The sequence below is a fragment of the Rhizobium sp. NXC24 genome (assembly GCF_002944315.1).
Taxonomy (GTDB): Bacteria; Pseudomonadota; Alphaproteobacteria; order Rhizobiales; family Rhizobiaceae; genus Rhizobium.
The window spans coordinates 1408296-1429529 of the sequence record NZ_CP024314.1; the positions used below are offsets into that span (position 1 = coordinate 1408296).

At 57.1% G+C, this 21234-nt stretch carries 24 protein-coding genes and 1 pseudogene; 14 read left to right on the forward strand and 11 right to left on the reverse strand.

Features of this window, described 5'->3' with window-relative positions; all coding sequences use genetic code 11:
• Positions 1 to 11: 11 nt before the first annotated feature.
• Positions 12 to 713 (forward strand): hypothetical protein, encoded by a 702-nt coding sequence (locus NXC24_RS36025; RefSeq protein ID WP_245464221.1) that lies wholly within the window; start codon positions 12 to 14, stop codon positions 711 to 713.
• A gap of 453 nt (positions 714 to 1166) precedes the next feature.
• Here NXC24_RS36025 and NXC24_RS35330 read toward each other — a convergent pair.
• Positions 1167 to 1286: pseudogene (locus tag NXC24_RS35330) on the reverse strand (transposase domain-containing protein); the annotation flags it as partial.
• 31 nt (positions 1287 to 1317) lie between these two features.
• The gene (locus tag NXC24_RS30685; protein ID WP_104827920.1) at positions 1318 to 2217 is read right to left on the reverse strand and encodes a LysR family transcriptional regulator; all 900 of its coding nucleotides are present in this window, start codon (positions 2215 to 2217) and stop codon (positions 1318 to 1320) included.
• Positions 2218 to 2465: 248 nt separating this feature from the next.
• Here NXC24_RS30685 and NXC24_RS30690 point away from each other — a divergent pair, with 248 nt between their 5' ends.
• From NXC24_RS30690 to NXC24_RS30705, 4 genes are all read left to right on the forward strand, one after another.
• Positions 2466 to 3131: an ABC transporter permease subunit gene (locus tag NXC24_RS30690; RefSeq protein WP_104827081.1), complete on the forward strand. Its 666-nt coding sequence runs from the start codon at positions 2466 to 2468 to the stop codon at positions 3129 to 3131.
• 4 nt (positions 3132 to 3135) lie between these two features.
• Positions 3136 to 3888, forward strand: coding sequence for an ABC transporter permease (locus NXC24_RS30695; protein WP_104827082.1), 753 nt, complete (start codon positions 3136 to 3138; stop codon positions 3886 to 3888).
• Between the two features lie 65 nt (positions 3889 to 3953).
• Complete coding sequence (locus NXC24_RS30700; protein WP_104827083.1) at positions 3954 to 4799, forward strand: transporter substrate-binding domain-containing protein; 846 nt, start codon at positions 3954 to 3956, stop codon at positions 4797 to 4799.
• A gap of 83 nt (positions 4800 to 4882) precedes the next feature.
• Entirely contained in the window at positions 4883 to 6118 is a 1236-nt protein-coding gene (locus NXC24_RS30705; RefSeq protein ID WP_104827084.1) for a CapA family protein, read from the forward strand.
• A gap of 86 nt (positions 6119 to 6204) precedes the next feature.
• Here the strand turns inward: NXC24_RS30705 and NXC24_RS30710 are convergent, their stop codons facing one another.
• The 4 genes from NXC24_RS30710 to NXC24_RS30725 all read right to left on the reverse strand — a co-directional run bounded on the left by NXC24_RS30710 (position 6205) and on the right by NXC24_RS30725 (position 10687).
• Complete coding sequence (locus tag NXC24_RS30710) at positions 6205 to 6693, reverse strand: helix-turn-helix transcriptional regulator (protein WP_104827085.1); 489 nt, start codon at positions 6691 to 6693, stop codon at positions 6205 to 6207.
• Positions 6694 to 7071: 378 nt separating this feature from the next.
• Positions 7072 to 8379, reverse strand: coding sequence for a hypothetical protein (locus tag NXC24_RS30715; RefSeq protein WP_245464086.1), 1308 nt, complete (start codon positions 8377 to 8379; stop codon positions 7072 to 7074).
• A 101-nt stretch (positions 8380 to 8480) separates the two neighbouring features.
• The gene (locus NXC24_RS30720; protein WP_245464087.1) at positions 8481 to 9695 is read right to left on the reverse strand and encodes an MFS transporter; all 1215 of its coding nucleotides are present in this window, start codon (positions 9693 to 9695) and stop codon (positions 8481 to 8483) included.
• A gap of 110 nt (positions 9696 to 9805) precedes the next feature.
• Positions 9806 to 10687 carry an AraC family transcriptional regulator gene (locus NXC24_RS30725; RefSeq protein ID WP_104827088.1) on the reverse strand — a complete coding sequence of 294 codons (882 nt, stop codon included), beginning with the start codon at positions 10685 to 10687 and terminating at the stop codon, positions 9806 to 9808.
• Positions 10688 to 10958: 271 nt separating this feature from the next.
• Between NXC24_RS30725 and NXC24_RS30730 the strand changes: the two genes are divergently transcribed.
• Positions 10959 to 11948 (forward strand): class I SAM-dependent methyltransferase, encoded by a 990-nt coding sequence (locus NXC24_RS30730; RefSeq protein WP_104827089.1) that lies wholly within the window; start codon positions 10959 to 10961, stop codon positions 11946 to 11948.
• Positions 11949 to 12001: 53 nt separating this feature from the next.
• Here the strand turns inward: NXC24_RS30730 and NXC24_RS30735 are convergent, their stop codons facing one another.
• On the reverse strand, positions 12002 to 12472 hold the full coding sequence (locus NXC24_RS30735) for a helix-turn-helix transcriptional regulator (RefSeq protein WP_245464088.1): 471 nt from the start codon (positions 12470 to 12472) through the stop codon (positions 12002 to 12004).
• Positions 12473 to 12589: 117 nt separating this feature from the next.
• On the opposite strand from NXC24_RS30735, the gene NXC24_RS30740 reads away from it, so the two are divergent.
• The 3 genes from NXC24_RS30740 (at position 12590) to NXC24_RS30750 (ending at position 13604) form a co-directional block, all read left to right on the forward strand.
• Positions 12590 to 12889: a hypothetical protein gene (locus NXC24_RS30740; protein WP_104827090.1), complete on the forward strand. Its 300-nt coding sequence runs from the start codon at positions 12590 to 12592 to the stop codon at positions 12887 to 12889.
• A 158-nt stretch (positions 12890 to 13047) separates the two neighbouring features.
• Positions 13048 to 13344, forward strand: a complete 297-nt coding sequence (locus NXC24_RS30745) for a hypothetical protein (protein ID WP_104827091.1) — start codon at positions 13048 to 13050, stop codon at positions 13342 to 13344.
• Complete coding sequence (locus NXC24_RS30750; protein WP_104827092.1) at positions 13341 to 13604, forward strand: hypothetical protein; 264 nt, start codon at positions 13341 to 13343, stop codon at positions 13602 to 13604. The genes NXC24_RS30745 and NXC24_RS30750 overlap by 4 nt, the downstream gene beginning before the upstream one ends.
• 70 nt (positions 13605 to 13674) lie before the next feature.
• Here NXC24_RS30750 and NXC24_RS30755 read toward each other — a convergent pair whose 3' ends face one another.
• From NXC24_RS30755 to NXC24_RS30770, 4 genes are read right to left on the reverse strand one after another with little or no spacing between them, the layout of a single operon-like run.
• Complete coding sequence (locus NXC24_RS30755) at positions 13675 to 14220, reverse strand: hypothetical protein (protein WP_104827093.1); 546 nt, start codon at positions 14218 to 14220, stop codon at positions 13675 to 13677.
• A 15-nt stretch (positions 14221 to 14235) separates the two neighbouring features.
• Positions 14236 to 14919: a thermonuclease family protein gene (locus NXC24_RS30760; RefSeq protein ID WP_104827094.1), complete on the reverse strand. Its 684-nt coding sequence runs from the start codon at positions 14917 to 14919 to the stop codon at positions 14236 to 14238.
• A complete protein-coding gene (locus NXC24_RS30765) occupies positions 14916 to 15458 on the reverse strand; it encodes a thermonuclease family protein (RefSeq protein WP_104827095.1) in 543 nt (180 codons plus the stop codon). Before NXC24_RS30765 ends, NXC24_RS30760 begins: the two co-directional genes overlap by 4 nt.
• The gene (locus NXC24_RS30770; RefSeq protein ID WP_104827922.1) at positions 15455 to 16024 is read right to left on the reverse strand and encodes a hypothetical protein; all 570 of its coding nucleotides are present in this window, start codon (positions 16022 to 16024) and stop codon (positions 15455 to 15457) included. The genes NXC24_RS30765 and NXC24_RS30770 overlap by 4 nt, the downstream gene beginning before the upstream one ends.
• 558 nt (positions 16025 to 16582) lie before the next feature.
• Between NXC24_RS30770 and NXC24_RS36030 the strand changes: the two genes are divergently transcribed.
• From NXC24_RS36030 to NXC24_RS30795, 5 genes are read left to right on the forward strand one after another with little or no spacing between them, the layout of a single operon-like run.
• Entirely contained in the window at positions 16583 to 17071 is a 489-nt protein-coding gene (locus tag NXC24_RS36030; protein WP_348632758.1) for a lytic transglycosylase domain-containing protein, read from the forward strand.
• Positions 17072 to 17088: 17 nt separating this feature from the next.
• Positions 17089 to 17427 (forward strand): TrbC/VirB2 family protein, encoded by a 339-nt coding sequence (locus NXC24_RS30780; RefSeq protein ID WP_104827097.1) that lies wholly within the window; start codon positions 17089 to 17091, stop codon positions 17425 to 17427.
• Positions 17428 to 17429: 2 nt separating this feature from the next.
• Positions 17430 to 17729, forward strand: coding sequence for a VirB3 family type IV secretion system protein (locus NXC24_RS30785; protein ID WP_104827098.1), 300 nt, complete (start codon positions 17430 to 17432; stop codon positions 17727 to 17729).
• A gap of 2 nt (positions 17730 to 17731) precedes the next feature.
• Entirely contained in the window at positions 17732 to 20143 is a 2412-nt protein-coding gene (locus NXC24_RS30790) for a VirB4 family type IV secretion/conjugal transfer ATPase (protein ID WP_104827099.1), read from the forward strand.
• Positions 20140 to 21231 (forward strand): lytic transglycosylase domain-containing protein, encoded by a 1092-nt coding sequence (locus NXC24_RS30795; RefSeq protein WP_245464089.1) that lies wholly within the window; start codon positions 20140 to 20142, stop codon positions 21229 to 21231. The genes NXC24_RS30790 and NXC24_RS30795 overlap by 4 nt, the downstream gene beginning before the upstream one ends.
• The last annotated feature ends 3 nt before the right edge of the window (positions 21232 to 21234 follow it).

Sequence of the window (21234 nt, forward strand, 5' to 3'; positions counted from 1 at the left end):
AGGCGACGGTTGTGCTTGGGCGTCTCTATGACGTGGTGCGTCTCTACGGCAACCTGTTCCAACCTTCGTTCAAGTTGCGGGAGAAGAGACGGATCGGGGCTCGTGTCATCAAACGCTACCATCTGCCCATGCCGCCTGTTGCGCGGGTGCTGGCCCATTCCGGTGTGGCCGAGGCCGACAAGGAGCGGCTGCAGGCAATGTTGGAAAGGGAAGATCCGGTGATGCTGTTTGCCGGAATTCGTGCCGCCCAGGAGGAGCTCGGAAGGCGGGTCGATCGCCGAGGCCTAAACGCCAGATCCGAAGAACCGGTCGCCGTCGATCTGCATCGATTTACCGTGAGCCTGAAGACAGCTTGGCAGGTTGGGGAGAAACGGCCGACACATCGGAGGCCATATCGTCGGACCAAGCCTTACCCGAAAAGGCAGAGCATGCTGGAGCCGTTCGAGCCCAAGATTCGAGCGTGGCTTGAGGCGGATCCGGCGGTCTCTGCAGCCTCGGTCCTAGAGCGTCTAATGAGCGCCGATCCGTCGCGCTTCACGAAGAAAAGCCTGCGGACGGTGCAAATGGCGGTCAAGGCTTGGCGTATCGAAACAGCCGGGCAGATTATTCTCGATGGAGACTGGATGAAGCGCGCGCCGTTATCTTCTCCCGCCGCGGCAGGAGAAGATAACGGCCATCTCAGCGCACAAAACTGCGGTAACATTCGTGGGTGAGGCAATAGGAGGGGTCAATTCCTCGATTCGCTTGACACGGTCCCCGCGAAGGTGCGTGCCGTCGCACCTGCCAGCCCCTCCTGGTAGGCTACAGCGGTCATCGTCACCCTTATCGAATCCGGAATCCGCGCCGCTTTCGCGCCCCTGCACGACCGCAACTGCCACGTTAATGCCGCCACACGATCCTCTTCCCTTGGAAGGTGCCATTCAATCCCCATAGAATCCCGGTCGCGCCCGCAGCTTAGCCCAACACATTTTTTAGCGCACCGTCGCTGTCGGGCTCGGCGCGCTCCTCAACGTTGATACCCGCGACGCCACGCTAAAAACGCTCTGCATTAGCGTCAGCCATAACAGCGCCAAAACGGCATCATCAATTTTGTCCTCATCAACCTCCATGAACCGACATTACCACGCGCGCCGCCCAAAATCCGCGGTCCTGCTCGGATGGATACGTTACTTCTTGAAGTTCCAGGGCATCAAAGCGTCGAGGTCGGTCGCTGGCCAACCTGCGGCGATGCGCTCGCCCGTCTGCGTCAGCAGCGCCAGTGGATCGACTTCGATCATCTTGGCGGATGACGGCTATGAGCACTCTGCTGGGGCACCCCTACGAGATGGCTATAGCCACCTGCTCAATAGCGTAGCGAAGCCCGTCACTTAATTGGCGCTCCTTTTGCCAAAAAACGACGTAGTGGTAGATCGCTCCTGGCTCAAAGGGCCGAAATTCTACGCCGAGGCCAGAGTATTCCTTCGCGATAATCTCGTTCGTGACAGACACACCGATTCCCGCCATGACGAAGCCGGCGTCATGACCGTTGGCATCATATTCGACGACAATTTGTGGCGTGGCCCCCAGATATCGAACTGCATTGACGCTCATTTGGTGTGAAGCAAACTGTGGATCGATGTCGATAATGGCCTCGCCGACAAGGTCTTCGGCGGTGACAACCTGCTGCGATGCAAATCGGTGATGTGCCGGAAACAGACAGACATTCGTGGCCGCGCCAATAGGCATCCAATCAAAGATGCGTCCGTCGAGAGGCAAGCGCGAAATGCCAATATCCGCGCGGCCGTTTAACACATGGTCTGCGATCTGCTGATAAGTGCCCGTTTTAACCTGAACCGTATAGGAGCGGCTTTTGTCGCGGATCTTTTTGACAACTTTCGGCAGCGTTCCGAACGAGAATGCGCTTGGAGCCGCAATCCCGATCACCCGTATATCATTGCTCTTAAGAAACTCGATTGCTGGCCCTATTCGGTCGAGACCAGCAAACGCGGCATCGATCGTGCGCAAAAACTCCCATGCCTTATCGGTCGGGATCAACCTGTTGTTTTCCCGGCGGAAGAGTGCAAATCCAATCGTCTCCTCCAGTTGCTTGACGTTCTGACTGACCGCCGGCTGCGTTATCCGCAACGCCTGCGCCGCGAGCCGTTCCGAGCCCGCACGCATGACCTCGCGCAGGATTTGCAGCTGCCGGATCCGAACTCCTGAACCATCGATATCCACAATGAGGTCCCTCGACTGTGATGTCGCGCAAGCCCAGTTCATAAGCGGCGCTTATCGAAATTTCTTTCATCTTATAAATTGACCGCGAAAAAGCAAAGTATATTTTTGACTATATGGCACATTAACTAAGAGTTAATTAGATATAAAACCTCGCCAACTGGTTAGTGTTGCGACTTTCTCGAACAATATTTGAATTAAGTGCGACATTATAGAGTGACATACCCGACAGATGTAGAGGAGGTGCTGATTTGTACATTTTCTTAGATCAGTTCATCTATGGGATGACGAATACGATTGTTGTCTTTTTCCTGAGGTGCGCTTTGGGAACTTCATTAGGCTTGCTTATCGCGATTTTCGGGATCTCACGCCGAAAAGCCATCTCAGCCTGCTTGCGGACCTATACGGGGATCATCCGGGGCGTTCCCGAACTCCTGATCATCCTGCTAATGTATTTCGGGGGAACAGCCTTCTTGAGCATGATTGTCGGCCGCTACATCGAAATCAATGCGTTCGCAGCCGGGATCACGGCATTGACCATCGTGTTCGGCGCCTATGCTGCCGAGATATTTCGCGGTGCGATCAATGCAATTGCACCAGGCCAAAGAGAAGCCGCTTTGGCGCTCGGGCTGCCGCGGTGGCAGATCTGGTTTCTGATCATCATTCCCCAAATGATCCCGGTCGCTCTACCCGCCTTCTGCAATCTTTGCATCTCTTTGATCAAGGATACATCCTTGATCTCTGTTGTGGGTCTGACAGACGTCATGCGGGTCGCCTACGTGGGCGCGGGTTCCATGCGCGCGCCCCTTCCCTTCTATCTCGCCGCATCGGCGATCTATCTCATGCTCACCAGCCTTTCCCTACTGTCGTTCAAGCTCATCGAGCGTCGCTACTCAATCCCGTTTGGGAAAGGTTGAACCAATGAATACCGCTGTTGTGCTGGATGCACTATTCACCCTTCCTCGCGGCCTGGTTCTGACTTTGACGCTGACATTCGCATCGCTCGCGGCCGGTTTTGTGATCTCGATTCCTCTGGCAATCCTGCGTGCATCGACCAGTCCTTGGGCGTCCGCATCGGTGCTAGCGTATACCTATGCCTTTCGCGGCACACCGCTGCTGGTGCAGCTTTTCCTGATCTACTACGGCATCGGCCAGCTTTCTTTCGTTCGCCAGAGCTTTCTCTGGGAAGTGATGCGCGAACCGTTCTGGTGCGCATTCATCGCCTTCACGCTGAATAGCACCGCTCACACCACCGAGGTCCTTCGCGGTGGGATTCAGGCGGTCCCACAAGGGCAGATCGAAGCCGCTCAGTCTCTTGGTCTATCGCGCCTCCGCACGATGTACTTGATCACATTTCCTCTGGCCATCCGTATCGCGCTTCCCGCTTACGTGAACGAGGTCATTGGAATGCTGAAGGCAAGTTCGCTCGCAAGCACAATAACCTTGCTGGAGATAACCGGCCTGGCACGTCAACTGGTGTCTGAGACATTCGCGCCGTACGAGGTCTTCGTTGTCGCAGGCGCTCACTACCTGCTGCTCACCCTCATGATTACTCAAGCTTTTCGGGTTCTTGAGGCGCATTGGGCGCGCCCAAACAAACCGCCGAGCGTTGCGGTCGCGAGCAGTCCAAAAGGGGGCAGGCCAAAGCCATTCCTGACCACCGCGGCGTCTTAAGCTGTTCCGAGGTCGGGCCTATCAGCGATGAAACAGTGAAACTCAATGAAGGAAGGACGTCTCTCATGAAACGAGCTGCCACGCTTGCCTTGTGTTCCGTGCTTGTCGGTGCCACAGGTTTATGCGCTTTCGAAAAGAAAACGATCACCATTGCATCCGAAGGCGCATCGCCTCCCTGGAACGCCTTAAATGCCGAAGGCAAGCTTGTCGGGTTCGATATCGATGTGGGCGAGGAACTCTGCCGGCGCATAAACCTCGAATGCATTTTCGTGGCGCAGGATTGGGATGGGATCATACCGGCGCTGACCGTCGGAAAATTCGACGCCATCATGTCCGGCATGGCGATAACCGAGAAACGGAAGAAGTCGATCGCCTTTTCTCAGCCTTACGCCGGCGGTTTTAATCAGCTCGTCGTGCGCAAGGAGTTGGATCTGCCGCCGACTGACACGTCGATGAAATTGAACCTCACCAACATCGACGCCGACAAGCAGGCGGTCATTGATCAGCTTCGAACAGCACTCGCCGGCAAAACCTTGGGCGTGCTGCGATCATCAAATTCGGAAGCGGTCCTGAATGATTTGTTCGGCAAGGTGGCGACGATCAGAAGCTATGATTCCCAGGACAACATGCATCTAGACCTCGCAGCCGAACGCATCGACGGCGGGCTCGCCGACTATTTCACCTGGAAGACCTTCCTCGACAGTAAGGACGGTGAGACCGCAACATTGTACGGCCCGCAACTCTCCGGCGGCTTGTGGGGACCTGGCGTTGGTGTCGGGCTTCGCAAAGACGACGCCGAACTCATCGCTGCTTTCGATAGTGCCATTGCGGCCGTCACGCGGGATGGGACGCTGAAGCGGTTAAGCGAACAATGGTTCAAGATCGACGTTTCACCGCAGGCTTCGAAATAGAAGCACGCTACCTGCCCTGTGCATTTCCCGAGAACGGCTTGATGTATGGGCCACTCGATGATCCTAAACTGAAGGAAGAGCCTGTGTCTGCCCTCTTTTCCATTGCTCTGACCGGTCAGTCGCTCATTCGCCAAGACCTAAGAACGATCAGCGACCCGCGCCTCGATGAAATCGTCCAACTTCTCAAGACGAGCGACGTCGTCTTCACCAACCTCGAGACGACGATCTACGGGCGCTATGGCGGCTGGCCTCTCAAGGGCTCCTATTTCGGGGCCGCCGCACCCTCAGTTCTGGCGGCGTTGAAAAAACTTGGCTTCAATAGCGTGGCTTTGGCAAACAACCATGCCTTTGATCTTGGCCCCCCAGGCATCCTATCGACACTAGAGGAAGCGACTGCCCAAGGCTTTCTTCATGCCGGTATCGGCGCCGACCAGCATCAAGCTGCAAAGATCGAAAAGAAGATGCTCGGATCGAGGCCGGTTGGACTCATCGCCTTGGATGCTGGCCCCGGTCCGTCGTTCATGTATGCCGAAGATGCCGTCGAAGACCGTATGGCAAGACCCGGCGTCAACAGGCTCAAGGTTTCCAGGGTGTTCGAGCTTGAAGTGGAAACCTTCAATATGCTTCGCTCCATTCAAAAGCGGTTCCTAAGTTCCGATCTGGAACGGGCCAATTATGCGCAACCGGAGGATCCGCCTCAGATAAATGCCAAGGACGAAATCGATTTCTATGGAACGGTGTTTCGGAGATCCGACCAGTACGCCCGGCGCATTGTCGTCGACAGACAGAGTGCCTGGAATCATCTTTCAGCGATCGTGGAAGAAGCAGGCCGCGGCACATTCGTCATCGTCTACTTGCATCACCATCATTGGGAGCCGAACTGGCAACAGGTGCCGCCATGGGTCCAGGATTTTGCGCATAATTGCGTTGACGCCGGCGCCGGTCTTTTCGTCAGTCACGGAGCGCCCGTTCTGCAAGGGATCGAGATATACCGTGGCGCCCCGATTTTCTATGGTCTCGGCAACTTCATCTTCCATACGGATAAAGATGAGCAGGAATGGAGCCCGCCCGAAGTTTGGAAGAGTGTCGTCGCGACCTGCGACTTCGAGACGGGCGGACGCTTGCGGGAGATCAGCTTGCGCCCAATCATCGTCGGCGGCCCTGAAGCGCTCTCGGATCGGCAGCTTGATCGCCTACCCTTTCCCGTATTTGCCGAGGGTAAGATAGCAGGAGACATTCTCGACGATCTCGCCGACCGAAGCGTCGGCTTTGATACTGTCTTGTTTCACGAAAACGGGATCGGTCGAATAATCCTATAAGGCTTAGAACTCGTTCTCTCGACGCTCTCGCAATCCGGTCGCGACAATCGCGGCCTTGCGGCCGCCAATTTTTCTATATGCTTTCGCTAGAAATCAGCGTCCGGCCGCTCTTCCAGCTCCTCATCGGCAATGGAGCTGACGAGCGCCACGACCCGGCTGCGGACACGCGGCGGAAGCAGCAGAACATCCTCGATCAGGCGACGGCCTTCCGCGGTGGAGATATAGGCGATGCGGTCATCGACCTCGGTCACGATTTGCGGATCCACTGCGCCTTCGGGATCCGGAAGGCCCTCGAAGAATTTGGCGACAGGCACCCTCAGCCGTTTGGCGACCTCATAGAGCATCGAGGCGCTGACACGGTTCCTGCCATTTTCGTATTTCTGCACCTGCTGGAAACTGACGCCAATGCCGGCGCCAAGATCGCCGAGCGATACATTCGATTGTATCCGGCGGATACGGATCTGCTGTCCGACATGCAGATCGACGGGATGCGCCGACTGGATTTCAATGGTCGGCTGCTTGCTTTGCGCACGTCTCGACGATCGGATTTGTGCGGCTGCTGTACGGCGATTCATGGTCGATACCCCGAATGGAGAGTTTCATGCGGTACGCCCCCGCTGAAAACTCGCTCAACCCACTGATCGGGGAGTGCAAACCGTACACGACGGCCCTATGGCCTTTAGCTCCGAGGAACCTGGACATACGCCACAGGCTCCCCGACCTCAAAGGTCAAGGAGTGTGGTGCCGTCACGGCCGGCACCAACCGCGTGTAGGGGTTTGCAGCCCCAAGGCAGCGCGTACTGCCTCGCAGAAAAGATAGAGGAATTCGGTCTGCTTCGCAACCGAATTCTCTACAAGATTCAATAACTTCGTCTTGGATTCACGCGTTAGCTCCCAGAACAACAAATCCGCGAATTGCAGATGCCGTGACCCGCTCAGCTATTTGAGGACGATCAGGAAAACGCCCATTCCGGCGCATCTGTGCTCAGCGCCCCTGCTGAAAAAGCCGCGGCCAGGTCCGCCCACAGCGGATCCTCCGTAAAGCTTGACAAAGGTCCAGAAGCATCCTCGATGCTCATCTGGCCAAATCGTTCCAGAAGGCTCGAAATCCCGTTGCTGCCGGGCGTGTTCAGCAGAGAAAATGGCTCGCATGGCGAGGAAATGACGCGATGGCCCCACGCGCCCGGCCGCTCATCCTCAGTCAGGGCGGCGAGAAGCTCCGCGTCACGATCGTCGCTCCTTAGCGCTTCACCGAATGCCCAGCGCATCAACGGATAATAAACCGTATGACGACTTCCGCCGAGAACACGCACCCGCGGCAGGATCGATGTGACGAGAAACATCAGAAGAAGGTTCGGAATGATCCGTCCGTTCGCCAACGCCGCGCAAAGAGCTGCGGGTGAAAATTCGACATGGAAATCCTCCGTACCCCTCGGCCGAAGAACCGCATCATCTAGCCACAATGGAAAGAGCCGCCCGTCGATGCAGCCCCAGAAGAAATGGGTCGAATTCTTCAGCCAACCTCGCCAGGCGGTATCGGCGAGTCGATCAATGCCATCGAGAAGCCGTCTCGCAAAGCTGATATCCTCGATTAGCCGTGCTCGCAGCCAGGATTGCTCATCGGAAAGATGATCTCTAACCAGATCGGAGACATCATGATCATCGAGTTGCAGAAAATCGATCTGGCTGTCGAAATAGCGCTTCCACAGACTAAGGTTTGCCGCCTTGATCGCTTCGGCAGCCGACGGGAATTCGCCGGTCGGCAAGATTCCTCGAAGACGACAGATTGCGTCCGCCTCCCCACCGGGCCGATCGACATTCTGGAGCTGAAAGCTATAGCCGTTGTTTCTGCCCAAGATGCTGTAGGGGATCATCTTGCTGCGTGACAAGCCAAACACATTGATCGCCTGGCCTTCAATTTGCAGCCAGGCAGGACCTTTGCGGCCGCGCTCCACGAATTTGACGGTCGAACAACCATAGGAAATGTAGCATCTCCTTCCATGGGCGCGGAGCGCCATCAGCGAGAAGAGATGGGTATAAAATGCATCGGGCTCGATCAACAGATGTAGATGCGGACCGGTTTGCAGCACCGGGGCAGCTTCGATCTCTCTTTCAAATCTCGATACTTGCTCTCCCGAAAAGCCACGGCGTTGCGCGATCTTTCCGATCCGCGAGCGCAATAACGACAGGGCTTGGTGTCGGGGGGTGCAATCCGATTGATAAGAGGCGACGGTAAAGACCGCATTGGCATAGTCTGCCACCGGAACCCCCGCAAACCGACGGGCCCAGGGGAACAACTGAAATATTAGAGCCTGAAGCTCGTCCTTGGATATTAGTTCTGCGCCGCTTGATGTCTCCATTCTCAAATGAGCCGGCTTTCCGCCGAACCTCCCCGATTCATTCTGAAGCAAAAGAAGAGCGCAGCGGCGATCATGACCGTGCCGAAAAGCCCGAAAATTTCCGAGGGCAGGATCGCGTTTCCGAAAACGCCGATGATGCCGCATGCCAATAAGCCTGTGGCGACGCAGACCGTATGAATCTGGCTCCGCGCACGCCCCAGCGCATCGATCGACACGGTCGATTGAACCTGAACGTCAATCAGAACCCGCGCGATGTTGTAGCTCAATCCCAGGATCGTCATTTGAATGAGAGCGAAGACAAAACTTTGGTAGAGCCAAAAGCCAAGAAGAAACATGCCGGCAAGTACCAAATGGACGAGAATGTTCTGAAGTCGCCAGAACCAGCTACCCAAGAGAAAGATTGCGCAGCCGGCAATGGAGCCAACGGCCCAGGCCGCCTCAAGACATCCGAATTGCAGCGACGTCCCGCCCAGTTCACGGATCACGTAAGCCGAAGCCAACATGTTCACAAACATGCCCATTGCATAAATCAGTCCGTACATGGCTGCGCCGGTCTTTAACGACCCAAGAGCGAACGTCGTCGGCAGCAGATCCGAGCGACGAATGTCGCCACTTTTAGCGCGATGATGAGCCGCAGAATGCTGGCGTATGCTGCTCATAGATAGCAGCCCCAGGAGGGAGAGGACAAAGAACCCACTTGGCAACAGAGGTGCTAACTCCCGGCCAGCGTTGCTCAGCATGAAACCGGTGATTATGGCCGCGAGCAAATTGCCAGCCTGCATTCCAATATACGCGCTCGAATTGAACGATCCGAGATTCTCGGCGCGCGCTATAGATGGGATTAATGCCTGCAGCGACGTCGAGTAGGTTCTGTCGACGATCGCAAAGATGGTCCAAGATAGGTAGAGAACAATGAGCGGATCGGCGAACAAGAACCCGAGCCCGGTCGTGAGCATCAACACCAGCCGAAATAGATCGCAGACCATGCAGACCATGCGACGATCGAACCGATCAATCAGTGCACCGCCGATATTGCTCGTCAACAGTTCGGCAGCACTGCCGAGCGCGAGAAGAACGGCAATAGCACCGGTGCCGTGGTTGACATCGACGGCAATCCAGGCCGCCAACACAAAATAGGCATTGCGCCCAGCGGAAGATGTGACAACGCAGAAGTGATAGATGTCGGAAGCAGTGTTCCTCCCGCTCAGGCCAATCAATATCCCGACTCCATCTGCAATCCTCACGATAGTTTGTGAGGGCATCCTATTCGAGCCGATGGAGCGCGGCTTTCACGAATGTGATATTTCTTTTCTCGCTCGCGATCAGTCTATCCCGTCCATAGTGCACGATACTGCGCCGGCGAAAGTCCGGTCTCCCGCCGAAACCTGGTCGACAGATGGCTCCCGCTTGCATAGCCACAGGCAATCGCAACGTCTGTCACGGTCATCGTCGTCAAACGCAGAAGATCGCTGGCGCGTTCAAGTCGCCGTCGATTGTAGAACGCATAAGGTGTCAAACCTTGGGATTGTTTAAAGGCTCGACTGAAGTGCTCACGGCTTATGCCCGCCTCCTCAGCGAGTGTGCGCACGCTGGGCGGTTGATCGATATGGGCATCGATTTGCTCGATCACTCTCTTGAGGAGCGTTGGTGCCAGTCCTCCTCGAAAGGCCTTGCCGGATGTTCTGGAGTGGCGTTGCAGAAGTCCGAAGATGGCCGCCAAGTATCCTTCGACGATTAGATCACTCACAGGATCATCGTGTGATAGCTCCCAGGCAATCTGCCGTGCTACGGATTGGATCGGCAGATCCCTGAATCCGAGTTTGGGACGCCAATTGCCGACAGCTGGCAGTCTCTCCGAGAAGTTAGTCAAGAACGCCTTCGCAACTGTGATCATGAGATACCCGGCGTCGGCATCGCCTTCATCCCAACCACTCCAATGACAACCCGGCGGAATATAAACAAGAGAACCGTCGGGTCGCGGAGTGAAGCCAACATTGCGCCCGTCAATATAGTTTTCCCCGAATTTGGCAGAGCCTCGCATGTTGAGGAAGATTATATGGTGATCAGTTGCAACTTCGATGTTCTGCCGTCCTAAATCGATCCGGCGAACAACATCGGCGCGCGCATCGTTCCAAAGACCTTGCCTGTGAAGGATTATTTGTCCTTGAGACTGCTTTATCCTTTCGGGTCGAATGGCTGCAACGGGCACCTTTTATGGCTTCTCCTGCTCAAGAGCGGCGGCAGTGACCGTACCGTACCAAAAGTTGCTCGACAAATTTCTTTTAACCAGAGGACGAATTATATGTCACTTTCATGAAAGCAGATCACAATCATGGATGCAAAAACCTGATGAATCCGCTCATCTTGCCTTCGTGCATTATCGCGAGGAGGCGTCGTACCGCTGGTTACCAAGATCAGCCACGAGCGCATAGGATATCAAAGAAACCGGAATGCGATGATGCGAGAGAAAGGTCTTTCGCATGCATGATTTTCACGACTTCCTGGAGGAGTGCGACCGTGCCCCTCGGCTCAACGAGCTTTCGGAGTTCTTTTCGATAACCGCAGCGGGTCGGGCAGGCATGCCCATCCGCCCGCCTCAGCTCGACCGCCGTCTCTTTCCAATGGATCTGACGTTCCGGCGCTTTTCGGCCCTTCATCCGTTGCGGCAAGGTCCATTCGATCAGCACTACCTCAGTAGCATTCCGTATCGGTTTGAGGAAGAGTGCCGTATGGGCTGCGCGATCCTTAAGTATGCACGCGCCAGAAAGGCGAAGCTCAACCTCTATACCTTGGGCACCGCCGAGGGCACGATGGCGCGGGTCATTGCCGAGCTCGGCAATGGCAAGATCGAGACACTATCCTGCAGTCCCAATATCGAGAACCTCAGAAACTTCTATGCCTGGGGCGTTCCACCGCATGCCATGTTTTTCCATGGACCGTTTCACCATCTGACCCCCGAAAAGATTCAGCAGGACGAAAAGCTGAAGACGTTCGCGAACGGCTTCGACATCATTGTCGAAGACACGACGTTTCAAATGTATTCGCCCAATCGCTTCGATCAGATTCGTTTCGTTTCGCAGCACCTGAAGAGCAAGGGGCTGTTTATATTCGTCGAGAAATTCAAGCACGAGGATGATGAGGAGTATCGTCGGCGCGAACGGCAAAAGGACCATGGCTTCAAAGCCCGCTTTTTCAGTTCCGCCGAGATTCGCGCAAAGGAAGAGACGGTTCTAACGCGAATGAATCGAAACGAGGTTACGCTGGCAGAGATCATTGACACGATGCGGCGCTTTTTCAAGCATGCGTTCGTGACCTGGAACAGCGGGAATTTCTATACGCTGATCTCCAGCAACAGTGCAGAAAACCTCGACCTCTTCCTGTCGAAGCTCTGCCCAGCCGCGATACCAGCAGAATATGCCTACGCTGATCTTCCTTACAGACTTTATGAAGCGACGGGAGAAAGCGGTTGAGATGATGGTCAGCGAGATCCCGAGGTTGTTAGGCGGCCTCCATGATCCAGCATCTACTTGCCTTCCTCGGAACGCAGCTTGGACATGGCTTCCACCAGAGACAGCATCGATTCCACCGCCTCGTCGGGGAGGCCCTCAACGACCTTGATGAGTTTCCGGCGGCGTTCTGATGCTTCCGGAGATTTGCCAAAACGATAGGGAGCAGCCGCCATGATCAAGTCGATCGGCGAGAAATCCAGCAATTCGCTCAGATGTATGAGGCGCGAGACATGCATCTTCGTTTCCGCGCGCTCATAGCGCCCATAAACGATCGGATGAAGCCCGAGAAGCGGTGCTACCTCCGCATGGGTCAAGCCGGCACGATCGCGAGCCTCGCGCAGGCCATCGGCAAGGCGACGATCGAGTTCGGCAAAGGTCGGGACCGCGTCATAACCCGGGCGGCGAAAAATCGGCTTCTCGACTTCGGTATCGATCGTTTCGATCAGATCGTTCTTATCGATGTATTTCTCAAGTCTGCTGGTCATGAAACATACCCATGCTGATTTCCTTCCTCATACATTACCGACGTTGCACCTGGCTACTGCCGGCCGAGCCCAGACGGTTCGGCCGATCACATTCTTCCCGCTTGAGAAGGAACTAAGATGAGTGGCGACGATCCGAGACGCGGACTTACTGATCTAATCGATGATCATGCTGCATTGATTGTCGAATTGGAACTCGTGCGCCAGTCGAAGCCCAAGATACCAAAAACGGAGTTGACGCAATTGCGCATCAAGGAACTGGAACTCTACACGACAATCAGCGCATGGCCGCCAGGAAACCGCATTGAGGCCTACAGTAAGGTCGAGCATGTCGCCCGCGTCCTGGCGACCGGGGTCGCATTAGATCGGACAACAGTGGCTTTTGTCTTGCGATCCGTGCAGCCATTCTTCAAAGAATGACGAAGATCCTATAGACCACAATCCAGCGTCTTTAAACGCAAGTTCCGTTATTATCGGCACGTCATCAAAGATCGGCCAGAAGATCGGCCATTTCCCATGGAAATCTATAGGATAGCGCTGTAAATAAATGGAAATTGCGACATAAAGCATCGGCCAAAATGACCGCCGTCGAAGCACCTAGCCGGATTGAAACGGCACGCATAGAGAATCCAAGCTGCGAGTTGGTCGACCTTGCGCTAGAGATCGTCGCGAAGGTGGAGCTGCTCGGGCGCGCCTTCCACGCTGAAACTGCCGCCCAATTGGCTCGGACAGTCCGCATTATGAAGCGTGATGGACGCGGCAACCTATCGAGAAAGGGATTGGAGTTGTTCACCGGATGGTCCTCCGCGTCTGCGTCGACCAACTCGATTATATGGGCAGTCTTTTCGATCTCGATGCGCTGGGATGACGTTTGAAGCGTTATGTCGATCGGCATGAGACCTTGCCTGCGGAAGCTGCACGGCTGTTGCAGGAAGCGTTGGTGCGAGGGGCATTCGAGCGTGGCGAGGCTCCGCGCTTTACAGGACTTCCTGAGCGCTCGGCACGCCGGCTGCTCAAGGCGCTGATTGACGAGGGTCTACCGGCATCGACGACCGAAAAAGGGGCGGTGTCGCTGCGCTTTCCCACGCATGCGCTCGATATACTCTTCCCGCGCCTCTACCCCAAAGGGGTGTAAGACGATCGGCCGACTTGGCGACATGGAGGTCAGTGATATTGCGCTCGGACGAGAGCCTGGCCTCAAAATCTCAATCTCTCAGATCAAAATAGTGACGCTCGGTCGTCTCTTTCCCTGAACTTTCGATATCGAAATAATAGGGCTGATCGCGTAACGGCCGCGCGGTGTATTCGCGATACTCGCAACTGCTCGAATCCGAATAGACGCGCGTGACGCCGTCCTTCGTTATCTGCGTCCGACCGTCATCTCGGTATCGCTGGAAAGCCTTGGCCTTACACGCGTTGACGGTCCGCATGCAGCGCGACAGTTCGTCGGAACGACCATGATTGAAGTCCTGGTCTGCCTCGGTCGGCACCCAACCAGCTGGGCAGTCCGCATATCGCTCGAAACCAGGCTTGCCAGCCCCGCCTTCCGGGCAGGTCGGCCAGGAGAACCCTGGGCGTTTCATGGCCGAGATCAGCCGCTCCATCGGCGGATGGCAACTTTCGACGCCGTGCCACGACGGATTGTCAGAGGCCGCACAAAGCAGCACCTCGCACCCCCACTCGCTCGCTTCAGCCGGTGAGAGCGGCAGGGAGAACATCAACACCGACACAAGCGGCAACACCATTCTCATTGTCCGACTCCCTCCCTAACGATCTCTGCGCCGCGGCCTGTCGCGCCAGTCGGCAAACGGCGGCGTGATCTCCTGCTCTCGCTCCTGAAGGAGTGTCCGGTCCGCCAGGGGCCGTCGCTCCATCGTCCGGTCGACAGCCCTGCGGTTCCATTCATCCATGTCGAGAACGTAAGTCCCCCAAAGTCCGTACCGTGCCGATCGGGCGTACCTTTCTGCTGTGAGATATTGCGGATCCGGCTCCGTGACTGCGGCAACCCTCGCCCAGCCGACGCGGAGCATCTCGAGGCCGAGGTCGCGTCCCCGCGTCGAACATTTGGCGGCCGGCACTTCCGAGCCATAAGGAGGAACCAGCCTGCAGACCACCGGCCTATTGCCAACGACGCGCTTCAGCCAGGCTTTCGCCAGCGGACCGGATGGAATCGGCGCCGTAATGGCTATTGTTCCTTGCGGCTTCGGATCGAACCCCCATTCCGGGACTGGGCAAGCTTGGATGCCGGCAAGCCGCACGCGTCTTCCGAGAGTTGGAAACCACAGCGTATCGCCGCTGATAACCGATACTTTGCCCCTTAATAGTGATTGCGTTTCAGGCGCCCCGAGTCGCTGGCCGACCGCCGAACCCGGCACAAAGTCGGCAGCGGAAACCGGATTGATGCCCGTGCAAAGAAGGACCAACGCGCCGATGGCAAAGCGAGCGCTCATTTGGCTTTCTCCTGATGGTAGCTTGCAGCCCGTCCCAGCAAAATCGAGGGATGACGGACGTCTGGGAACTGCCAAAGGCCCGCCTTGCGCGCCTTCGCCTCCTGCTCGCCAACGGCATAGGCCGGATTGACGGGCATGCCCTTCGCATCAAGGGCTGCGAAGGCATAACCCTCCGAGATCAGCATGGTGGCAAGGTCCAGGCGCTCCCCCGCAACCGCCGCAAAACAAACGACGTAGACGACGCCTGCCGCTCGTGCGATCGGCGCACAGGAGGGATGCGTGTCCTTGATGAAGGCCGCGAGCACCGAAAGCGATGCATCGCCGCAATCCTGTGTCTTGCCGGCATTGTTGGTAAAGGTCGTCCCACGCAGACAGGCCTGTACGCCGTAAAGCCGATAACGCTCGCCGTTCGCCGTCCAGGTGTCGCCACTCTCCAGCGCCACGCCCGTATCCAAATCGAAATACCCCATCGGTGCGGCCAAGAGGGGCTGAGCTGTAACGAGAATAGCCACGGCAATGAACAAGGACATTCGGTTCATCGGTTTTGGACCCGGGGATCGGCCCACATCCCAAAGCCGCTGCGGCCAATCTTCTCGGCCCCGGCAAGGTCCGGACGCATCAGCGTGCCGTCCGGCTTTTTCGAGAGCTTGACGGCGCCCAATGAGAGCAACTGCTCCTCGATATTGTCGACGGTATCGAGCGTGCCGGGGTAATTGTAGTAGCCGAAGCAAGTCGCGTCCTGGAGCGGCGCATTCTCCTCGGAAACGAACGCCCGGCAAAAGAGCACCTTCGGCGACTTCAGGAGGATCGCCAGTTGCTCTCTGGCGAAGTCCTCGCATCTACCGGCAAAATTCTCCTTTCGGTTCACCATCTCGCCGACACATGGCTCAAGTCCGAAAAGATGGAGCCGCACCTTGTCGGCGACGGCGATATCGGTCGGCGACGCGACTTTGAACCCGGTTGCCGAGGCAAAGCCCCTTCGGCCGACCACCTTCCTATCACCGTTGTAGTACTCGACGATGAGCACGGTCTTTCCCGGCGCCGCGAAGGATTTCACATAGGCTTCATCAACTGCTCCCGCGGCGGCAATGACGCGCCCCGCCATCAATACGAAGGCCGCCCTGACCAAGAGCTTCTTAACTGGATGCGTTACAATTTTCTTTGGCACGCTGTTCATTTTTAGCTTTCCCTTTCGAAAAAACCGATGTAGCACTAAACCACATAGGTTATTTGCATCGCAAAAACAAGCGGCCATTTCCGCTACCCGGCAACCGACTATATCGAATCCCAACCCGAGCGAGGATATCGCATGCGGTCGAACGTCATTTTGCTCTCAGTCATGGCTTTGCAGGGTCCTATCCCTTCGACTTCACTTGCTGATGAGCTGAATTCTTTCGATTTTTCGCGCTTTGCAACGCCCACGTCGGCGTCGTCCTGGGCCAGTCCAGGACAATCGGAGGACGAGTTTTCGATCGGGCAAGACGGCATCGTCATGCCTGAGATCGTAGCCAAATCACATAACTCAAATGGTTTATTTCCTGCATCGACCCAAGGAACGGAATCCGGTGCCGGATCACAAACTCATCGCGCTACGCCGCTTCGTCAAATCGATAGCATGCCCCTATGCGGCCCTTCACCGATCGATCCAGCAGGGATCGAAGCAATGGTTACAGACGCCGCGGGAAAATATGGCGTCGATGCGGGCTTCGCTACCGCTATTGCCTGGACGGAAAGCCGCTTTGATCAAGTCCGCAATAGCCCAAAAGGTGCGCGCGGCCCAATGCAATTGACGCCTGCGACGGCAGCGCGTTTCGGCGTTACCGACATCTGCGATCCGGCGTCGAACATCGATGGCGGCATACGCTATCTGCGCACCCTCCTCGTCCGGCTCAAGAACCCGATCCTGGCCGCGGCCGCCTATAATGCGGGCGAACAGGCGATCTACGACAACAAGGGCGTCCCCGCCTATCCCGAAACCGTGCGCTACGTCGCCTCTGTGATCAATCGGCAGCTCGGCGTCAGCTTCCCCGACAAGCGCTTGCCCAATCCTCGCAATCAAAAGTCACCCGACAACACCGACCGGCAGACCGGCAGCAGCGACGTCCTCGGCGCCCGCGGCGCGCCGTTCGTCGGCGGCGTCATGCAATTTTGAAACGAAAGGAGCGGAACATGAAGTTGGAATTGTCCTCGCGTCAAAAGACGATCCTGCGTGCCACGCTGGTCTTGTCGCTTGTGGTTGCTGCGCAATTGGCAGGTGCTGATCTCGCTTTTGCCCAGGCAACAAACCAAGCTTTTGCGCCGCTACAGGCTGTTGTGCAGGCCATCGTCGACTTCATCACCGGCCCGTTCGGTCGTCTGGTCGCGATCATAGCCGTGATCAGTCTTGGCTTCCTCGCTTTCGCCGGACGATTGAGCTGGTTCACAGCCGGCGCCGTGGCGCTTGGTATCGGCCTGGTCTTTGGGGCACCTGCCATCGTCGATCAGCTGATCGCAACGGTCGGAAACTGATCATGGCACAGGCCGACAACGACAAACCCCATCTCACTCCCCTGGTGATCGGGCTGACGCGCGCTCCCACCCTATGGGGCGTACCCTATATGGCCGTGGTCATCATGATCGGCACCACCATCATCGCCTGGCTTGCGACCAATGAGTTATGGGCGCTGCTGACCGCTCCCTTCGCCTATGTCGTGCTGTTCACGCTCAGCACCTTCGATGCTCGCATTCTCGATGTGCTGCAGGTCTCAACCCGGCTTACGCCAAAAACCCAAAACAAGACGTTCTGGGGCGCCAACTCGTACGGGCCCTGAACATGCTGAACGTCATCCGCGAAGAACTCGGATTTGGCGCTGTCGCTCATCGCGAGCGGCCGATGTCGAAACATATCCCCTATTTCCGCCATGTCGCCGACACGGTCATCAAGCTCGAAGATGGCGCGTTGATGAGCGTCATCCGTCTGGACGGGCTGTTCTTCCAAACAGAGGACCAGGCGGAACTCAACATGCGCTCGCTCATTCAGAACACCTTGATCCGAGCTTTGGGATCAAGCCGGTTCTCCCTGTGGTCGACGGTCATTCGCCGGCAGGTCGACACGACGATCTCAAGTGAATTCGACGATCCATTCTGTGCGGAACTGGACCGGCGCTACGCTGCATCGCTCGCCGGCAAACGCATGTTCACCAACGAACTCTATCTGACTGTCCTCAGGTCCGGCATGCGGGGCGCGCTCGCTGCCGGCGATCGGATCCGCCGGTTCCTCGACCGGGCAGCCGGGCGCAACGCCCATGACGAGCAATTGCGCGACGCCGTAAGCGAGCTCGAGGAGTTTGTCAGCAACATCACCCGCGACCTCAGCAAATATGGCGCCCGCCCACTTGGCATCGCCTACCGCAAGGATGAGCCTTATTCGGAGCCTTGCGAGTTTCTAAACGCCATCCTGACCTGCGGCGTTCCACGTCGCATGCGCCTGCCGCGGATGGGTCTTGCCAATTACATCGGCACCTGCCGTCTGCATTTCTCGCGGCGAACGATGCAAGCGCAGGGACCGACCAGGGACGAAGACAGGTTCGGCGCGATGCTCTCGATCAAGGAGTATCCGCCATTCACAGGTCCGGGCATGCTCGATGGCCTTCTGCAGGTGAACCACGAGTTCATTCTCACCCAGTCCTATACGATCGCCGACAAGCCGATCGCCCAGGAGCGTATTTCGCGGCTCAAGCGTCAGATCGCGGCCTCCGATGAGGCCGGCAGCGACGTCGAGGGCGACATCGATTTTGCTTTGAACAGCTTGCTCAACCAGGAGGCCGTTTTCGGCTTCCACCATCTGTCTCTGCTCTGCCTGTCGCGGGATCTCGACGGCGTCAACAAGGCGGTCTCCGATCTCGGCGCCTGCCTCACCGACATGAACATCAATTGGCTGCGCGAGGACCTCAACATGGAGGCCTCATTCTGGGCGCAGTTACCCGGCAATCACGCCTACATCGCCCGCAAGGCGATGCTGTCGAGCGCGAATTTCTCCGGCCTGTCGTCGATGCATAATTTCGCCTCCGGTCAGCGGGAGGGGATGCATTGGGGAACACCGATCTCCATCCTCGAAACCACGAGCCAGACGCCCTATTGGTTCAATTTCCACCAGCGCGATATCGGCCATTTCCTCGTCACCGGTCCGACCGGATCAGGAAAGACGGTGGCGCTCACCTTTCTGCTTGCCCAGGCTTTTCGGGTTCGGCCGACGCCCAAGGCAGTCTTCTTCGACAAGGACCGCGGTGCAGAAATCTTCATCCGTGCGATGAACGGCGCTTACGAGATCCTCTCTCCCGGCATGCCGACGGGGTTCAATCCCTTGCAGCTCGAAAACACCGGCGAGAACCGCGAGTTTCTGCTCCGGCTGCTAAAGGCGATGCTGCGCAAGGATAAGGAAGGCGCCTTCGATCAGGAGGAGGAAGACACGCTTGAACGCGCCATCGTGCGCCTGATGCAGGAACCCACCGCCGAGCGCAATCTCGCCAATCTTGCAGGCCTGCTGACCGGCCGGTCCCGTGCCGATCCGAACGATCTCCATGCTCGCCTCAGGCCCTGGATCGAAGGCGAGAAGGCGTGGCTTTTCAATGCACGGCACGATGTCCTCTCATTCTCCGGCCATCGGGTGTTCGGCTTCGACATGACCAACATCCTCGGCAATCCGGACGTCCGCACGCCCGCATTGATGTATCTGTTCCATCGCATGGACGAGCTGCTGGACGGCACGCCCGTGATGTTCTTCATGGATGAAGGCTGGCATCTGGAGCGTGATCAGACCACCAGCGACTTCATCGTCGATAAGACAAGAACCATCCGCAAGCTCAATGGCATCATCGGGTTCGGCACACAGTCAGCGGCTGACATCGCCAAATCACCGATATCGCATACGCTCATCGAGCAATCCGCGACCCATATTCATTTCCCCAATCCTCGAGCCGACGAAGACAGCTATATCGGGCGCTTCGGGCTGACGAGGAAGGAGTTCGACTTCATCCGCAACACGGCGCCTGAGAAACGCACCTTTCTGATCAAGCACGGCAATGACAGCGTGATCGCCCGGCTCGATCTTTCCTCGATGCCCGATCTGATCAAAGTCCTCTCCGGCCGCAAAGACACGGTCGAGGAATGCGCGCGGCTCCGCGATCAGCATGGCGACGACCCGGCCGGCTGGCTTGCAGAATTTTGCGGGTGGGCGCGCCCGTGAGAGCTGATTTCCTTCCCACTCTCCTTGCCGCGGCATTGCTGCTTGCCTTCGACGCAGGCTTTGCGTTTGCCGACGTCCCAGTCCTCGACGACACCAATCTCGGCGAACATAAACAGCTCGATGAGGCGGTGAGCAACGTCGAAGATACCGATCACGATCGCTATACGATCCACACCTCTGTCACCTGCTCGATGTATCGGCCAGGCCGCCGCAACGACGCCGTCGATACGGCCGAAGCCAATCCGGAAATTTCAGGTCTGGTGCGACGGGTCGCGCGCGAGGAAGGTGTCGACGAGAACCAGTTTCTAGCCCTCGTCTACCAAGAAAGCCGGTTCAACCCATGCGCCAAGTCGGGCGCCGGCGCCACCGGCCTCGCACAACTGATGCCGGGAACGGCGGCTGAGCTCGGTGTCGACGAGAACAATATCGAAGAGAACTTGCGCGGCGGTGCTCGTTATTACAAGCAGCAACTCTGCCGCTTCAACGGCGACGTTTCGCTGGCGCTCGCAGCCTATAATTCCGGACCGGGCAATGTCAGCAAATATGGCGGCATCCCGCCCTTCAAGGAGACGCAGGCCTATGTCGCCTCGATCACCCGGGACTGGCTGCCGGCTTTCGGAGGATCCGACAAAACGGGAATAGCCTTAAATTTTGGAGGTGGAGGAACCGCCTATACCAGCATGCGGTCATCGACCTTGAACGCCATGGGCACGTCGGCCGCCACCTCCGATAGCCTCGGAAACGTCGCAAGCTGGTATCAACAACTGGGGCAGGTCCAGACGGGAACCATTCAGGACAGTTGGGACCATAATTCGGCGGTCCGCAACGCCAATCTCGCGATGATGAACAATGCCATCAAGCTCGGGACCGAGATGGCCGACCTCGTGAATACCCGCAATGCCGTCACCTCGGCTAACCTCTCCGGCTCGTCGCGCGGCACCGATCACGATCCCGATAGAGAGACGCCGCGCGAGACCACCGGTCTCTGCGATCCCCGCCAGAGCCTTGTCTGGAGCGATGCAGACAAGGCCTGCGTCAAGAAGCGCCCAACCGCAGATCAGGTGCAGCTATTGCTGCAGCCGCAATAACAG

What these genes read in the sequence shown, in the direction of transcription:
- NXC24_RS30765 (WP_104827095.1), bottom strand. Translation starts at nt 15,458, where the DNA reads ATGAACCGAATGTCCTTGTTCATTGCCGTGGCTATTCTCGTTACAGCT.
- NXC24_RS30790 (WP_104827099.1), top strand. Translation starts at nt 17,732, where the DNA reads ATGCTGAACGTCATCCGCGAAGAACTCGGATTTGGCGCTGTCGCTCAT.
- NXC24_RS30735 (WP_245464088.1), bottom strand. Translation starts at nt 12,472, where the DNA reads ATGACCAGCAGACTTGAGAAATACATCGATAAGAACGATCTGATCGAA.
- NXC24_RS30785 (WP_104827098.1), top strand. Translation starts at nt 17,430, where the DNA reads ATGGCACAGGCCGACAACGACAAACCCCATCTCACTCCCCTGGTGATC.
- NXC24_RS36030 (WP_348632758.1), top strand. Translation starts at nt 16,583, where the DNA reads ATGGTTACAGACGCCGCGGGAAAATATGGCGTCGATGCGGGCTTCGCT.
- NXC24_RS30740 (WP_104827090.1), top strand. Translation starts at nt 12,590, where the DNA reads ATGAGTGGCGACGATCCGAGACGCGGACTTACTGATCTAATCGATGAT.
- NXC24_RS30700 (WP_104827083.1), top strand. Translation starts at nt 3,954, where the DNA reads ATGAAACGAGCTGCCACGCTTGCCTTGTGTTCCGTGCTTGTCGGTGCC.
- NXC24_RS30760 (WP_104827094.1), bottom strand. Translation starts at nt 14,919, where the DNA reads ATGAGCGCTCGCTTTGCCATCGGCGCGTTGGTCCTTCTTTGCACGGGC.
- NXC24_RS30730 (WP_104827089.1), top strand. Translation starts at nt 10,959, where the DNA reads ATGCATGATTTTCACGACTTCCTGGAGGAGTGCGACCGTGCCCCTCGG.
- NXC24_RS30745 (WP_104827091.1), top strand. Translation starts at nt 13,048, where the DNA reads ATGACCGCCGTCGAAGCACCTAGCCGGATTGAAACGGCACGCATAGAG.
- NXC24_RS30770 (WP_104827922.1), bottom strand. Translation starts at nt 16,024, where the DNA reads ATGGCGGGGCGCGTCATTGCCGCCGCGGGAGCAGTTGATGAAGCCTAT.
- NXC24_RS30780 (WP_104827097.1), top strand. Translation starts at nt 17,089, where the DNA reads ATGAAGTTGGAATTGTCCTCGCGTCAAAAGACGATCCTGCGTGCCACG.
- NXC24_RS30710 (WP_104827085.1), bottom strand. Translation starts at nt 6,693, where the DNA reads ATGAATCGCCGTACAGCAGCCGCACAAATCCGATCGTCGAGACGTGCG.
- NXC24_RS30755 (WP_104827093.1), bottom strand. Translation starts at nt 14,220, where the DNA reads ATGAGAATGGTGTTGCCGCTTGTGTCGGTGTTGATGTTCTCCCTGCCG.
- NXC24_RS30695 (WP_104827082.1), top strand. Translation starts at nt 3,136, where the DNA reads ATGAATACCGCTGTTGTGCTGGATGCACTATTCACCCTTCCTCGCGGC.